Here is a 15,336-nt window from a genome sequence, read left to right as displayed (position 1 = left end):
CATGTGGTTCGACGAGTCTCGCCTGGATGACGAAGCCGCCCTGGCCGGGGTGGACCTCCTGCTGCGCTCCCTGGCCGAGTCCGGATCGCGGGTCCGACGGGCCGCGAGCGACGCTGCCGACGCGATCGTCGAGGCGGTCCAGGCCAGCCAGGACTCGCGTCCGCGGGCGGTGATCGCCGCGGGTCCCGACTCACGGCTGCTGCGTGCGGTGCTCGAGCCGTGGTGCCCGGTGCCGTTCGTGGCGTGGCCCGGTGCCGCCCTCCCCGGGTGGGCCGGCAGCCTCGACCTCGTGGTGATCCTGGCCCCCGAGCGCTCCGACCCGGCCGCGGCGTCGGCGATCGCAGAGGCCGTGCGCCGTGGCTGCCAGGTGGTCGTCGCCTGCCAGGCCGACTCGATGGTGGCCGAGCACGCCGCCGGCCGGTGGGCCACGGTGCTGCCGATCCAGTCGGGCGACCAGCTCGCCACCGCAGTCGTGATGCTCGACTACCTCCACCGCATCGGGCTGGGCCCGGCCTCCGACGCCGACGAGGTGGCTGCCGCCCTCGACGCCGTGGCCATCGCGGACTCCCCGCACCGCGACCTGGCGGTCAACCCCGCCAAGGTGCTGGCGATCGCCCTGGCCGACGCCAACCCGCTCGTGTGGGGCGGTTCGGTGCTGGCCGCACGTGCCGCGCGACGCGTCGCCGAGTCGATCCGGCGTGCCTCCGGTCGCAGCGCCCTGGCCGGTGACGCCGAGCACCTGCTCCCGGTGCTGGAGGCGACCCGCGCCCGCGACGTGTTCGACGACCCCTTCGCCGACGACGGCGGTGACCTGCGCACCGTGCTGCTGGTCCTCGACGACGGCGCCGAGGACCCGGTCGGCAACGAGCAGCTGGGCCGGCTCAGGGCGGCTGCCGACAGCCGCGGCATCCGCGTCGAGACCGTCACCACCGAGACCGGCAGCGAGGTGGCCCGCTACGCCTCCCTGATCCTCTCCGGGCGCTATGCCGCCGCCTACCTCCAGCTCGGCCTCGTCCCCGACTGACGAGATACTCCCTGACGTTTCGGTCCCTCCGTGGGGATACTCCCTGACGTTTCGGCCCCCTGAAGGGCCGAAACGTCAGGGAGTATCCATGGGTGAGGGCCGGAACGTCAGGGAGTATCGAAGAGTTGGCGAGCGGGGGCGGCCCCCTAGACTTGCCGGCGTGATGACACACGTGTGTGCCGATGACGTAGCCGACCACGCAGTGGTGAACGCCCGATGAGCGCCGGTCTGTTCGCCCTCCTCGACGACGTCGCGGCCCTGGCCAAGGTCGCCGCCGCGTCGATCGACGACGTCGGTGCGGCCGCCGGCCGGGCCAGCGCGAAGGCGGCCGGCGTGGTCGTCGACGACACCGCGGTCACCCCGCAGTACGTCTCGGGAGTGGCCGCCAAGCGCGAGCTCCCGATCATCAAGAAGATCGCCGTCGGGTCGGTGCGCAACAAGCTGCTGATCATCCTGCCGGCGGCCCTGATCCTCAGCCAGTTCCTGCCGTGGCTGCTCACCCCGATCCTGATGCTCGGTGGGACGTTCCTCTGCTACGAGGGCGCCGAGAAGATCTGGGAGAAGCTCAGCGGCCACGACGCCCACGCCGAGGAGGAGGTGACCGCCGAGATCAGTCCCGAGCAGGAGAAGACGATGATCGCCGGCGCGATCCGCACCGACCTCATCCTCTCCGCCGAGATCATGGTCATCTCGCTCAACGAGGTCGCCGACCAGCCGTTCCTGGCCCGGGCCGCGATCCTGGTCGTGGTCGCGCTCGGCATCACCGCCCTGGTGTACGGCGTGGTCGCGATCATCGTGAAGATGGACGACATCGGTGTGGCGATGACGAGGTTCCGCTCCGGCCTCTCGCAGAAGCTCGGCCACGCCATGGTCAAGGGCATGCCCGCGCTGCTGGGCGTCATCTCCGTGGTCGGCACCGCGGCCATGCTCTGGGTCGGCGGCCACATCCTCCTCGTCGGACTCGACGATCTCGGCTGGCACCCGCCGTACGAGTTCGTCCACCACCTCGAGGAAGAGGTGCACCACGCGGTCGCCGGCATCGGTGCCGCTCTCGGCTGGGTGGTCAACACGATCGCCTCCGCGATCATGGGCCTGCTCGTGGGCGCAGTGGTGGTCGTGATCATGCACTTCCTGCCGTTCGGCCACGGCGCCGAGAAGTCCCACTGATCCCGGACGCCCCGACGCGCACGCCCGGCGACAATTCAGTGGGCGGCGGCACACGCTTGTAGGCTGGACGGGTCCGCGCGGGAGATCCCGAATAGATGCAGATGCACCGCGGAACCCAGTCGAACACGTTGAGGACTATTCGATGGACTACAAGGTTGCTGACCTGAGCCTGGCCGAGTTCGGCCGCAAGGAGCTCACTCTCGCCGAGCACGAGATGCCCGGTCTCGTGTCGCTGCGCACGACGTACGGCGACGCACAGCCGCTCAAGGGTGCCCGGATCGCCGGCTCGCTCCACATGACCATCCAGACCGGTGTGCTCATCGAGACCCTGGTCGCGCTCGGCGCCGACGTGCGCTGGGCCACCTGCAACATCTTCTCCACCCAGGACCACGCCGCTGCCGCGGTGGTCGTCGGCAAGGGGACCGTCGAGGACCCGCAGGGCACTCCGGTCTTCGCCTGGAAGGGCGAGTCGCTGGCCGAGTACTGGGACGAGGCCGAGAAGGTCTTCGACTTCAAGGACGAGGCCGGCAACACGATCGGCCCGAACATGCTCCTCGACGACGGCGGCGACATCACCATGCTCGTCCACCTCGGCGTCGAGTTCGAGAAGGCCGGCAAGGTGCCCGGCCAGGACTCCACCGACAACGAGGAGTTCAAGGAGGTGCTGCGTGTCCTGGCCCGTTCGCTCGAGAACAGCTCGGACCGCTGGACCACCATCGCCAACGGCATCCAGGGCGTCTCCGAGGAGACCACCACCGGCGTGCTGCGCCTCTACGACCGCTTCAAGGAGGGCTCGCTCCTCTTCCCTGCGATCAACGTCAACGACTCGGTCACCAAGTCGAAGTTCGACAACAAGTACGGCTGCCGCCACTCCCTGATCGACGGCATCAACCGCGGTACCGACGTCATGATCGGCGGCAAGGTCGCGGTCGTCTGCGGGTACGGCGACGTCGGCAAGGGCTCGGCGGAGTCCCTCCGCGGCCAGGGCGCGCGCGTCATCATCACCGAGATCGACCCGATCTGCGCGCTGCAGGCGGCGATGGACGGCTACGAGGTCAAGCGCCTCGAGTCGGTCGTCGAGACCGCGGACATCTTCATCACCACGACCGGGAACTTCGACATCATCCGGGTCGAGCACTTCGAGAAGATGAAGCACCAGGCGATCGTCGGCAACATCGGCCACTTCGACAACGAGATCAACATGGCCGGCCTGGCCAAGATCGAGGGCATCGTCAAGGACGAGATCAAGCCCCAGGTCCACCAGTGGATCTTCCCCGACGGCAAGAAGATCATCGTGCTCTCCGAGGGCCGCCTGCTCAACCTCGGCAACGCGACCGGTCACCCGTCGTTCGTGATGTCCAACTCCTTCACCAACCAGGTGCTGGCCCAGATCGAGCTCTTCACCAAGGTCGAGGACTACCCGGTCGGCGTCTACGTGCTGCCCAAGCACCTCGACGAGGAGGTCGCCCGACTGCACCTCGACGCCCTCGGTGTCGAGCTCACCGAGCTCACGCAGGCGCAGGCCGACTACCTCGGCGTTCCCGTCGAGGGCCCCTACAAGTCGGAGCAGTACCGCTACTGAGCGGGCACTGACACCCATGAGCGCAGCAAGCGAGTACGGCACCAAGGGGCGAGTCCTCGTCGTCGACGACGACGCGTCCCTCGCCGAGATGCTCTCCATAGTGCTCCGGCAGGAGGGGTTCGACGCCCAGGTCTGTCCCCGGGGCGACCTGGCACTGGCCGCGTTCCGCGACTACCGCCCCGATGTGCTGCTGCTCGACCTGATGCTGCCCGGCAAGGACGGCATCGACGTCTGCAAGGAGATCCGCGCCGAGTCCGGCGTACCGATCGTCATGCTGACCGCAAAGGGCGACACCGTCGACGTGGTCGTCGGCCTCGAGTCCGGGGCCGACGACTACGTCGTCAAGCCGTTCAAGCCGAAGGAGCTCGTGGCCCGCATCCGGGCCCGCGTCCGGCGTACCGAGAACCCCGCCCAGGAGAACCTCACCATCGGTGACCTCTCCATCGACGTGGCTGGCCACTCGGTCACCCGCGGCGGTACGCCGATCAACCTCACGCCCCTCGAGTTCGACCTGCTGGTGTGCCTGGCCCGCAAGCCCTGGCAGGTCTTCACCCGAGAGGTCCTGCTCGAGCAGGTCTGGGGCTACCGCCACGCGGCGGACACGCGCCTGGTCAACGTGCACGTCCAGCGGCTCCGGTCGAAGGTCGAGCACGACCCGGAGAACCCGGAGATCGTCGTCACCGTGCGTGGCGTGGGGTACAAGGCCGGAACCCAGTAGGGCCTGATGCCTTCCCGGAGCCTGCCCGAGGCGATCCGACGGGGACTGACGTTCTGGCGACGCTCCATCCAGGCCCGCGTCGTGGTCAGCACGATGCTGCTCTCGGCGCTGGTGGTCAGCGTGGTCGGGTGGTTCCTGCTGCAGCAGACCCGTGACGGGCTGGTCGACTCCCGGGTGGAGCGCGTGGTCGCCGAGGCTCGCAACGAGACCGCCGACGCCCGCGCCCGGCTGGCCACGGTCCCCGGCACGGACGACGAGGCCAGTCTCCAGCTGCAGCAGCTCGTCGACCCGATCATCACGCGCGGACAGTCGCGCGGCTTCTCGGTCGTGCTCAACGGTCCGATCGGCTCGGCGCCGACCGACCTGGCCGGGAGCGGCCCCCGCTACTCCGCGGGGCTCGACCTGCGCAGTGTCCCGGAGGACCTGGTCAGGCAGCTGGACTCCGGCGACTCGATGGCCTGGGTCTTCTCGAAGATCCGCTACCTGCCCGACAGCGGCCGCGCCGACACTCCCGGCATCGTGGTCGGCTCCCGCATCCAGCTGCCTGCCGACGGCGAGTTCTACACGATCTACTACCTCTACCCGATGCAGCAGGAAGCCGAGACGCTCGGCCTGGTCACCCGCGCCCTGCTCACCGCGGGCGCCCTGCTGCTGGTCCTGGTCGCCGGTCTGGCCTGGCTGGTGACCCGTCAGGTGGTGACCCCCATCCGGATGGCGCGCCGGGTCGCCGAGCGACTCGCCGCCGGGGAGCTCGAGGACCGCATGCGGGTGCGCGGGGACGACGACATCGCTCGCCTGGCCACGTCGTTCAACCAGATGGCCTCCAGCCTGCAGCGGCAGATCCGGCAGCTCGAGGAGCTCTCCAGGGTCCAGCGTCGCTTCACCTCCGACGTCTCGCACGAGCTGCGTACGCCGCTCACCACGGTGCGGATGGCCGGCGACGTGCTGCACGACGCGCGTGAGGACTTCGACCCGGCGACCGCGCGTGCCGCCGAGCTGCTGCAGACCGAGCTCGACCGGTTCGAGGGGCTGCTCACCGACCTGCTCGAGATCAGCAGGTTCGACGCCGGTGCGGCTGCCCTCGACGCCGACGACGTCAACCTGATCGACATCGCGCACCGGATCGTCGACATGACCCGTCCGCTGGCCGAGCAACGCAACACCACGGTGACCGTGCGCGCGCTCTCCGAACCGGTGCTGGCCGAGGCCGACACCCGCCGGGTCGAGCGCATCCTGCGCAACCTGGTCAGCAACGCCATCGACCACGCGGAGAGCCGCGGCATCGTGATCCTGGTCAACGGTGACGACCACGCGGCCGCGGTCGCCGTACGCGACCACGGTGTCGGACTGGCCGCGGGCGAGGCAGCCCTGGTCTTCAACCGCTTCTGGCGCGCAGATCCGGCCCGGGCCCGCACCAGTGGCGGCACCGGCCTGGGCCTGGCCATCTCCCTGGAGGACACACACCTGCACGGCGGCTGGTTGCAGGCATGGGGCCAGCCCGGGAGGGGCTCGCAGTTCCGGCTCACCCTGCCCCGCCGGGCCGGGGGCATCCTGCGGCACAGCCCGCTGCCGCTCGTCCCCGAGGACGCCGAGGAGCTGGCCTGATGACGCCGTACGCCCGAGCCCTCGTGGCAGTCGCCCTGCTCGTCTCGCTCTGCTCCGCCTGTGTCGGCCTGCCCGACAGCGGCGAGGTGCAGGTCGGCGACGACCGTCCGGCGTCGGCCCAGGACTCCGGCTTCCCCTATGACCCGAGGCCGCCGCAGAAGGGCGAGGAGCCGGACGAGATCGTCGGTCACTTCCTCGACGCGATGCTCGCCAACCCGACCACCACCGCGGTGGCCAAGCAGTTCCTCTCCTCGAGTGCCCGCGACTCCTGGCACCCGGACCGTCAGCTGATCACCTACGACGACATCCTCACCCCGAGCGGCAACGACGAGGTGTCGGTGACCCTTCTCGGCGCGCACCACCTCGACGCCCGTGGCGTGTGGCGTGGCGAGCTGCCCGAGCGGCAGCGCACCCTCGACTTCGGGATGACCATCGAGGACGGCGAGTGGCGCATCGACGACCCGCCGGACGCGATGGTGGTCTCCGACGCGTTCTTCGACGCCCGCTACCGCCAGGTGTTCCTCTACTTCCTCGACCCGACGGCGAAGGTGGTCGTCCCGGAGCCGGTCTTCGTGCCCACCGGCGGACAGCTCTCCGCGGTGCTGATGCGCGCCCTGCTCCGCGGGCCGGGCCCGGACCTGCGCGGGGTGACCCGCTCCTACATTCCCGATGACCTCACCCTTGACCTCACCGCACCGGTCTCCGCCAACGGCCTGGCCGAGGTGTCCCTGCGCGGCGACGCCGCACCCCTCGACCCGGAGAGCGTTCAGTTGATGGCGGTGCAGGTGGTCTGGACCCTGCGCCAGGACCCGTCCGTACGTCGGGTCCGGCTCACCATCAACGACACCCCGATCAGCGTCTCCGGCACGTCCTCCGACCTCGACGTGGCGATGGGGGAGCAGTACAACCCGGTCGGTCCCGGTGCCGGGCGTGACCTGTTCGCCCTGCGCGACGGACGTCTGGTGTCCCAGACCGGCAGCGGAGTGGTCAACCAGACGGGGCCCTTCGGCACCGAGGCCGCCGGGTTGGAGGCGATCGCGGTCGACCTGTCGGGCACCCGGGTCGCCGGCGTCACCTCCGACGGCGGTTCGATCCGCTTGGCCCCCGTCTCGGGGGAGCGGGAGCGGGCCACGACCGTGTTCAGCGGCGGCACCGACCTGCTCAAGCCGTCGTGGGACGTGTCGGGCCGGCTGTGGGTGGTCGACCGGAACTCCGGCAACGCCGAGGTCTCCTACGTGACCCGGGGGCGTCGCCACCCGGTCCGGGTCCCGGGCGTGACGGGCGAGAACATCACCCGCGCCATCGTCTCCCGCGACGGCACCCGACTGGTCGCCGTGCTGCGCGAGCCACGTCAGGACCGGGTGGTGCTCAGCCGGCTGGCGGTCGACGGCTCCCGTGCCCGCGGCACCAGGGCCCGGGTGATCCACGGCGACGCCGAGGAGCGCACCCGGATCAACGACATCGGGTGGTACTCCCCGACCGAGGTGGTGCTGGTCAGGTCGCTCTCCGACGACCTGTCCCAGGTGACCACCTTCTCGGTCGACGGATCGCGCGCGGTGTCGTCGGCCAACGTGCCCGTCGAGCTGGTCCGCGACGACATCGTGTCGTTGGTCAGCTCGCCGGTCCCGGAGACCCCGACGTGGGCGATCGCGGCCTCCGGCGAGGTCCACGAGCTCAATGCCGAGCTCGACGGCACGTTCCCCGCCGAGGGCCTGGTCTCGCTGACCTACGCCGGCTGAGCCGGACTCTTCACAGCGTCGGTCCACAGGCCGGCGTACCGCCCTTGCCCCGTTGCCGTCGACGCGTTCGGATGGTGGCGTGCTCACCACCCTCAACGACCTGGTCACCGGCTCTGCCTGTCCCGGATGTGGTCAGGCCGGCGAGCTCGTGTGCCGGGAGTGCTTCGCCGGCCTCGACGGGATCGCCCGACCGGCGATGCCGACCCCGCCCCCGCCGGGGCTGCTGCGTCCCTGGGCGGCGGGGGAGTACGACGGCCTGCTGCGCACGCTGCTCCTGGGCCACAAGGAGCACCACCAGTTCGGGCTACGTCGACCGTTGGGCGTCCTGCTCGCCGGTGCCGTCGAACGCCTCGTCGCGGCCGCGGGTGCCGCGGACGGCGTGCCCCTGCTGTTGGTGCCGGTGCCGTCCCAGCCGGCGTCGGTGCGCTCGCGCGGCCACGACCCGACGTACCTCCTCACCCGGGCCGCCGCCGTCGAGCTGCGGCGGCGAGGCGGCAGCGTGACGTGTGCGCGACTGCTCCGGGTCGGCCGGGTGCTCGACCAGGGCGGACTCGACTTCGCCGGCCGCCAGGCCAACCTCGCCGGATCGATGTCGGTGCCCTCGCGGGCGCTGCGCCGCCTGGCATCGCGCCAGTCCGAGGGTTGGGCGGTGGTCTGCGACGACGTGCTCACCACGGGCGCCACCGCCCGTGAGGCACAGCGAGCGCTGCAGGCCAGCGGGATCGGCGTGCTGGGGGTGGCCACGGTCGCGGCGACCCGCAAGAGGCTCCCAGCGGTGCGCCGGTCGGGGTGAGCGCGCGCACAGCGAACATTCAGGCGGATCGCTGGCCTTGTCAGCGGGAACCGACTAGCGTCTGTGCATGGAGTCCGTTCGGGTCCGTGGTTGCGTCGACAGGTTGCTCACCGAGCCCTGTGGGCAAGCCGAAGCCAGTCGCAGGCGAAACGGTCCACGTAAGTCCACGGTCAGGAGCTCGCTCCCGGTCGGCGGACGATCACGGTGCGGCTTAGAAGTAAGTCCTGCCCCGGCCTCGTCGTCAGATACGACGATTCGTCGGGAGACGGTGGGTAGTGGCATCAAGCCGCGAGAGCTGCAGCAGGCGATTGTGGGGTCGAAGACCAGGTCGGCCGAACGGACTCCACCCCCTCGCGTCCGGAGACCGCCCGTCGGGCGGTGCTCCGGCATGTTCAAGTAACCAACTGATGCACGGGAGGTCTACATGGATGTTGTGGTGAACGCTCGACACTGTGAGGTGTCTGATCGGTTCCGCAGTCATGTCGAGGAGAAACTGGCCCGACTCGAGAAGCACGACCACCGCATCATGCGCGTGCTCGTCGAGGTCGAACAGGAGCGCAACCCCCGTCAACACGATCGTGCCGTGCGCGTGGAGCTGACCGCTCTCTCCAAGGGTCCGGTGATCCGTGCAGAAGCGGCCGCCGAGGACAAGATGGGAGCGCTCGACCTCGCCCTCGACAAGATGGCCGCCCAGATGCGTCGCGCGGCCGACCGCCGTCGCGTGCACCGTGGGCGTCACACGCCCGTCTCCGTCGGCGAGGCACTCGCCGCCGCGGAGCCGAGCCAGCCCACCGTGCCCGCCGACGACGGCGTGGTCACCACCGAACGCCAGGTCGGCCCGATCACGGTCACCGGCGACGGTCCGCTGGTGGTCCGCGAGAAGTCGCACCCCGCCGAGCCGATGACCCTCGACCAAGCGCTCTACGAGATGGAACTCGTCGGGCACGACTTCTACCTGTACGTCGACAAGGACAGCGAGCGTCCCGCAGTGGTGTACCGCCGCCGTGGGTACGACTACGGAGTGATCTCCCTGGAGGTCGGGAACTGACCCGTTCGGGTGATGGACACATGACACGACTGGGTGGCACAGCAAGCACGCTGACGCCCAGTCGTGTCATGATGCTCGGGTGAGCGACATCAATGACTCCGAGCCGATCCGGGTGCTGGTCGTTGACGACCAGGAACTCTTCCGACGCGGCCTGACGATGCTTCTGGGCGTCGAGCCCGGCATCGAGGTCGTGGGCGAGGCCGGCGACGGCATCGAGGGAACCGAGCTGGCCGCGAGCGTGGCACCCGACGTGGTGCTGCTCGACGTGCGCATGCCGAAGCGGTCGGGCATCGAGGCCTGTGTGGCGATCAAGGAGATCGTGCCGTCGGCGAAGATCATCATGCTCACCGTCTCCGACGAGGAGGCCGATCTCTACGAAGCGGTCAAGAGTGGCGCCTCCGGCTACCTGCTCAAGGACTCCTCCATCGACGAGGTGGCCCAGGCCGTGCGGGTGGTGGCCGACGGACAGTCCCTGATCAGCCCTTCGATGGCGGTCAAGCTGATCGACGAGTTCAAGCAGATGTCGCGCCCCGAGCGCGAGCAGCCGACCGGGCTCCGGCTCACCGAGCGTGAGCTCGAGGTGCTCCGCCTGGTCGCCAAGGGCATGAACAACCGCGAGATCGCCCGCCAGCTGTTCATCAGCGAGAACACCGTGAAGAACCACGTCCGCAACATCCTGGAGAAGCTCCAGCTGCACTCGCGCATGGAGGCCGTCATGTACGCCGTCCGCGAGAAGCTGCTCGACATTCCCTGACCGTGGAGTCGTTGTCACTGGCCCAGGCCCGCCGGGTGGCCCTGGCCGCCCAGGGCTTCCTCGATGCGCCGCATGCCACGCCCACGCTGCGCACGCTCCGCCGTACCGTCGCCCGCACCGGCGTGCTGCAGGTCGACTCGGTCAACGTGCTGCAACGCGCCCACTACATGCCGCTCTACTCGCGGATGGGCCCCTACGACACCGAGCTCCTGCGCAAGGCCAGTGAGCACCGGGCCCGGCAGCCCCGTCAGCTCATCGAGTACTGGGCGCACGTGCAGGCGCTGATGCCGGTCGACCTGTGGCCGTTCATGCAGCACCGCATGGCGTCCTACCGGGTCCGGCGCGGCAAGTGGTGGCCGATCACCGACACCCAGCCGGGCCTCGAGCACGAGGTGCTGGCGGCTGTCCGCGACCGCGGTCCGGTGACCGCACGCCAGCTCGACGCGGAGTTCAGCTCCGAGCCCCGGGACCGCAAGCACTGGGGCTGGAACTGGTCGGAGTCCCGCAAGGTGCTCGACTACCTCTACATGGTGGGCGACGTGGCCGTCGCCGGGCGCAACTCCCAGTTCGAGGTGGTCTACGACGTGCCCGAGCGCGTGCTGCCCGCCGAGGTCCTCAACGCCCCGACCCCGACGCCGCAGGACGCGGCCGTCGAGCTGGTCCGGCGCGCGGCCGTCTCCCATGGCGTCGCCACCGGCCGCTGCCTGGCCGACTACTACCGCATGCCGATGGGCGCCAGCACCCGTGACAACGCAGGAATGGCCGCCGGCCCGGCGATCGAGCGCCTCGTCGAGGACGGCGAGCTGCTGCCGGTTCGGGTCGACGGCTGGACGCGCCCGGCGTACCTCCACCGCGACGCGCGCCTGCCCCGGCGGGTCCGGGCCCGTACCCTGCTCAGCCCGTTCGACCCGGTGGTGTGGGAGCGCGAGCGCACCGAGAAGCTCTTCGACTTCCACTACCGCATCGAGATCTACGTGCCCGCCGCCAAGCGGCTGCACGGCTACTACGTGCTGCCGTTCCTCAGCGGTGACCGGCTGGCCGGCCGGGTCGACCTCAAGGCCGACCGGGCCACCGGCCGGCTGCTGGTCAAGGCGGCGTACGCCGAGGAGACCGCGGCGCCCGACACCGACGCCGAGCTGGCCGCCGAGCTCCGGCGGCTGGCCGGCTGGCTCGGCCTCGACGAGATCGTGGTGGAGCCACGCGGCGACCTTGCCGCCGGTGTGGCCGCGGCACTCGCTACTGTTTCCCGAGAACACTGACTGGGAAACGGGGATCGTCGTGGGCTGGTTGATCGGAATCATCGTGGTGGCCGCCATCGTGGGCGTCACCATCTGGCTGCTGCAACGGCGCAAGAAGCCCGGCGAGTCCCCGTGGCAGCCCGACGACGTGGTCGGCACCGCCGACGTGGCCTCGACCCAGGCCCTGCGCGACCTGCGCAACGGCGACGTCATCGAATACCTCGGCCACAAGTGGTTCGTCCGCGGGCGCCTCGACTTCAACGAGGAGGGCTACCTCTGGACCGAGCACCTCCTCGACGACGCCGACGAGAAGCGCTGGGTCTGCGTCGAGGACGACGAGGGCTTCGAGGTCTCCCTGTGGCACTCACTCGCGCTCGGTGACATCGACCAGGGCTCGGCCGGCGACCGCGACGTGATCGTCGCCGGGGTGGCCTACCGCCTGCAGGAGCAGGGCACCGCCCGCTTCTCGGCCCTCGGCAGCACCGGTACGGCGCCCAGCGGCAACGTGGACTACGCCGACTACAAGAGCAAGGACGGCAAGCTGCTCGGCTTCGAGAGGTTCGGCTCCTCGTGGGAGGCGTCGGTCGGCGAGGTCCTGCAACCGTTCGAGCTGACGGTCTTCCCCGGCTCAGACCGCGACTGACATGACGGTCCAGGAAATCTCGGTGGCGTTCGCAGACGTGCGCGCCGCCACCCTGCGCTGGGCGGTCGGACTCCCCGAGCGCGTGGCCCTGGTGACGCGCACCCTCGAGGTCGGCCACGGTGTCGTCGTCGACCTGCGGGTCCTCGGCGCCTCCCACCAGGTGCTGGTCCGCGACGCCGCCGGCGACGTGCTGCTCTCCGAGACCGTGGCCTGCGACCTCCCCGGGGCCGCGGCCATGCCCGAGCAGATCGGCGCCCCCGGCTACGACTTCACCTCCGGCGTCGAGCGACTCGAGGCCGACGACCTGGTGGCCCGGGTCGACGTGCTCACCTCGTCCCTGGCCGATGACCCCGACGCCCTGGTGGTGTCCTTCCCCGGGGTGCCCCACGCGGTGACCGCGCTGGCGCTCCGTCGCACACCCGACGCGATCTCCTGGGAGTCCTGGCATGCCTATCCGCAGACCGGCGAGCTGGTCCACACGACCACGCGTGCGACGACAGGGGTGAGCACCGATGTCCGGAACTGAGGAACCCGAGTTCCGCCACGCCAGCCGCCGGCCGGGCAACCCGCGCGGACTCATCATCGTGGCCGTGCTCGTGGTCGTCGCGCTGATCGCCGTCCCCCTCATCTGGAACGCGCTGAGGAGCAGCCCCGAGGGCTGGCTCGACGACCACTACACGTACGTCGACGGCGACGTCGACAACGACGGTCGGCACTACACGTCCGACGACACCGTCGACCAGACGGTGGCCGCGATCGACCAGGGCACCGACCCCAGCGAGAAGCGCCAGGAGGACTCGACGTACTTCCTGCGCTACAAGAACGACTGGCTGGTCGAGGTCGAGGCCGACGACGACGGGTCGGGCACCGACGTCACGCTCTTCGAGTTCGACGCCGGCTACCGGCACCACGGCACGTTGCTCTTCTTCTGGAGCAGTCACTACCAGCGCGGCGGGTTCTTCCGCGGCGGCGGCAGCGGAAGCGGAAAGTAAGGGAACCCCATGAACGAACTCGTTGAAGGTGTGCTGGCGTCGCTGGCCTTCGGTGCCGTCGGACTGGTCCTGTTGGCGGTGGGCTTCTACATGGTCGACCTGCTGACCCCGGGCCGCCTGGGCCACCTGATCTTCGTCGACCGCAACCGCGACGCGTCGCTGGTCCTGGCGTCATCGCTGCTGGCCATCGGCGGCATCGTGGCCAGCGCGATCTTCACCGCCGACGGCGACACCCTGGAGAACCTCGTCGAGACCGTGGCCTACGGCGCGATCGGCGTGGCGATGCAGGGCGCCGCCTTCGTGGTGCTCGACCTGCTGACCCCCGGCAAGCTGGGGGAGACCCTCACCGACGAGGACGACGATCCGGCCGTCTGGGTCGCGGTGGCCATGAACCTGGCCGTCGGCGTGATCGTCATGGCCTCCCTGTCCTGATCTTGCCGACCCTGACCGCGGACACCACGGCCCGACCCGAGGCGCCGGTCGGACGAGCCATGACCGTGGTCGTGCTGGTGGCCGTCTTCATCTGCGCCGCCTGCGGACTGGTCTACGAGCTGGCACTGGTCACCCTGGGCAGCTACCTCCTGGGCAGCTCGATCACCCAGACCGCGATCGTCATCTCGGTGACCATGTTCGCGATGGGTCTCGGTGCCCTCTTCGCCAAGCAGTGGCTGGGCCGTCCACTCGCCGCGTTCCTGTGCGTCGAGCTCGGGCTGGCCCTGATCGGCGGGTTCAGCGTCCCGCTGCTGTACGTCGCGTTCGCCTGGCTGGAGTTCTACACGCCGGCCATGGTGATCTGCGCCCTGCTGATCGGCATGCTCATCGGGGCCGAGATCCCTTTGTTGATGGAGCTGTTGCAGCGGTTCCGGGCCCAGGACCCGGCCCGCGCGGTGGCCAACATCAACGCCGTCGACTACATCGGCGCCCTCGTCGGGGGACTGGCCTTCCCGTTCGTGCTGCTCCCGATGCTCGACCTGCTTATCGGCACCCTGGTGGTGGCCGCGTTCAACGTCGCCGCCGCGTGGCTGGTGGCCCTGGTCCTGCTCCGCGGCACCGGTGAACGCCGCCGGCTCGTGTCGGCGTCGCTGGCCTGCGGTCTGGTCGCCGTACTCCTCGGGGGCATGGCGTGGAAGGCGTCGGAGTTCGAGGCGACCGCCCGTCAGCTGCTCTACCGCGACCCGATCATCCACGCCGAGCGCTCGGCGTACCAGGACATCGTGGTCACCCGCGGCGCGGTCACCGGGCCCGAGCACACCGACGTGCGCCTCTTCCTCGACGGCGACCTCCAGTTCTCCTCGGTCGACGAGTACCGCTACCACGAGATGCTGGTCCACCCGGCGATGTCCGGGCCGCACGCACGGGTGCTGGTCCTCGGCGGCGGCGACGGCCTCGCCCTCCGCGAGATCCTGAAGTACGACGACGTCGACGAGGTCACCCTGGTCGACCTGGACCCGGCAGTCGTCGACCTGGCCCGCAGCTTCGAGCCGATCAGCTCGCTCAACGAGCACTCGTTCGAGGACCCCCGGGTCACCCGCATCGCGGCCGACGCGTTCTCCTGGGTGCGCGAGCAGACCGGGGGCGACCGACGGTTCGACACGATCGTCGTCGACTTCCCCGACCCGGACTCCACGGCCATCGCCAAGCTCTACTCGGAGGAGTTCTACGGGATGCTCCGGCCGTTGATGGCGCCCGGGGGCCGCACCGTGGTGCAGTCGGGGAGCCCGTTCTTCGCCCCCGACGCATTCTGGTGCGTTCGTCGTACCGTCGCGGCCAGCGGCCTCTCGACCGTGCCGTACCACGCCGAGGTGCCCTCGTTCGGCGACTGGGGCTTCGTCCTCGCCACCGAGGAGCCCACCACGCTGTCACTGGACGACGACGTCCCCGACGGGCTGCGGTTCGTCAACGACGCGACGCTCGGCGCGGCGACCGTGTTCCCGCCCGATCGGGCCGAGCGCGACGTGCAGGTCTCGACGCTGCTCGACCCGGTGATCCTGGAGTACACCCGCAGCGGGTGGGTCGGCTACTGACCCCGGCCG

General features: G+C 70.0%; 15 protein-coding genes. All 15 read left to right on the top strand.

The features are described 5' to 3' along the window. Position 1: 1 nt before the first annotated feature. The 15 genes from ASD66_RS01360 to ASD66_RS01290 all read left to right on the top strand — a co-directional run bounded on the left by ASD66_RS01360 (position 2) and on the right by ASD66_RS01290 (position 15,327). Positions 2-1,024 (top strand): SIS domain-containing protein, encoded by a 1,023-nt coding sequence (locus ASD66_RS01360; RefSeq protein WP_056681321.1) that lies wholly within the window; start codon positions 2-4, stop codon positions 1,022-1,024. Between the two features lie 216 nt (positions 1,025-1,240). Continuing rightward, a complete protein-coding gene (locus ASD66_RS01355; RefSeq protein ID WP_056889822.1) occupies positions 1,241-2,191 on the top strand; it encodes a DUF808 domain-containing protein in 951 nt (316 codons plus the stop codon). A gap of 142 nt (positions 2,192-2,333) precedes the next feature. Continuing rightward, positions 2,334-3,773, top strand: a complete 1,440-nt coding sequence (ahcY, locus tag ASD66_RS01350; RefSeq protein WP_056681318.1) for an adenosylhomocysteinase — start codon at positions 2,334-2,336, stop codon at positions 3,771-3,773. A 16-nt stretch (positions 3,774-3,789) separates the two neighbouring features. Further along, the gene (mtrA, locus tag ASD66_RS01345) at positions 3,790-4,491 is read left to right on the top strand and encodes an MtrAB system response regulator MtrA (protein ID WP_056681316.1); all 702 of its coding nucleotides are present in this window, start codon (positions 3,790-3,792) and stop codon (positions 4,489-4,491) included. A gap of 6 nt (positions 4,492-4,497) precedes the next feature. After that, on the top strand, positions 4,498-6,096 hold the full coding sequence (gene mtrB / locus ASD66_RS01340) for an MtrAB system histidine kinase MtrB (RefSeq protein ID WP_056889821.1): 1,599 nt from the start codon (positions 4,498-4,500) through the stop codon (positions 6,094-6,096). Continuing rightward, complete coding sequence (locus ASD66_RS01335) at positions 6,096-7,835, top strand: LpqB family beta-propeller domain-containing protein (RefSeq protein ID WP_056889820.1); 1,740 nt, start codon at positions 6,096-6,098, stop codon at positions 7,833-7,835. Before mtrB ends, ASD66_RS01335 begins: the two co-directional genes overlap by 1 nt. Before the next feature lie 79 nt (positions 7,836-7,914). Continuing rightward, entirely contained in the window at positions 7,915-8,628 is a 714-nt protein-coding gene (locus ASD66_RS01330) for a ComF family protein (RefSeq protein ID WP_082563760.1), read from the top strand. Positions 8,629-9,052: 424 nt separating this feature from the next. Further along, positions 9,053-9,676: a ribosome hibernation-promoting factor, HPF/YfiA family gene (gene hpf / locus ASD66_RS01325; RefSeq protein ID WP_056681308.1), complete on the top strand. Its 624-nt coding sequence runs from the start codon at positions 9,053-9,055 to the stop codon at positions 9,674-9,676. A 79-nt stretch (positions 9,677-9,755) separates the two neighbouring features. Continuing rightward, positions 9,756-10,430 carry a response regulator gene (locus tag ASD66_RS01320; RefSeq protein ID WP_056681306.1) on the top strand — a complete coding sequence of 225 codons (675 nt, stop codon included), beginning with the start codon at positions 9,756-9,758 and terminating at the stop codon, positions 10,428-10,430. Positions 10,431-10,432: 2 nt separating this feature from the next. Then, complete coding sequence (locus ASD66_RS01315; RefSeq protein ID WP_056889819.1) at positions 10,433-11,689, top strand: winged helix-turn-helix domain-containing protein; 1,257 nt, start codon at positions 10,433-10,435, stop codon at positions 11,687-11,689. 19 nt (positions 11,690-11,708) lie between these two features. After that, complete coding sequence (locus tag ASD66_RS01310; protein WP_056889818.1) at positions 11,709-12,311, top strand: DUF4178 domain-containing protein; 603 nt, start codon at positions 11,709-11,711, stop codon at positions 12,309-12,311. Position 12,312: 1 nt separating this feature from the next. Continuing rightward, positions 12,313-12,837 (top strand): DUF2617 family protein, encoded by a 525-nt coding sequence (locus ASD66_RS01305; protein WP_056889817.1) that lies wholly within the window; start codon positions 12,313-12,315, stop codon positions 12,835-12,837. Beyond that, the gene (locus tag ASD66_RS01300) at positions 12,824-13,303 is read left to right on the top strand and encodes a DUF4247 domain-containing protein (protein ID WP_056681296.1); all 480 of its coding nucleotides are present in this window, start codon (positions 12,824-12,826) and stop codon (positions 13,301-13,303) included. Before ASD66_RS01305 ends, ASD66_RS01300 begins: the two co-directional genes overlap by 14 nt. 9 nt (positions 13,304-13,312) lie before the next feature. Beyond that, positions 13,313-13,735: a DUF350 domain-containing protein gene (locus ASD66_RS01295; RefSeq protein ID WP_056681293.1), complete on the top strand. Its 423-nt coding sequence runs from the start codon at positions 13,313-13,315 to the stop codon at positions 13,733-13,735. Positions 13,736-13,737: 2 nt separating this feature from the next. Next, positions 13,738-15,327, top strand: coding sequence for a polyamine aminopropyltransferase (locus ASD66_RS01290; protein WP_235529924.1), 1,590 nt, complete (start codon positions 13,738-13,740; stop codon positions 15,325-15,327). Positions 15,328-15,336: the final 9 nt, after the last annotated feature.

The organism is Nocardioides sp. Root151, from assembly GCF_001427925.1.
Taxonomy (GTDB): Bacteria; Actinomycetota; Actinomycetes; order Propionibacteriales; family Nocardioidaceae; genus Nocardioides.
Note: the sequence above shows the minus strand (reverse complement) of the source record. Positions and strands in the feature narration are given on the sequence as shown.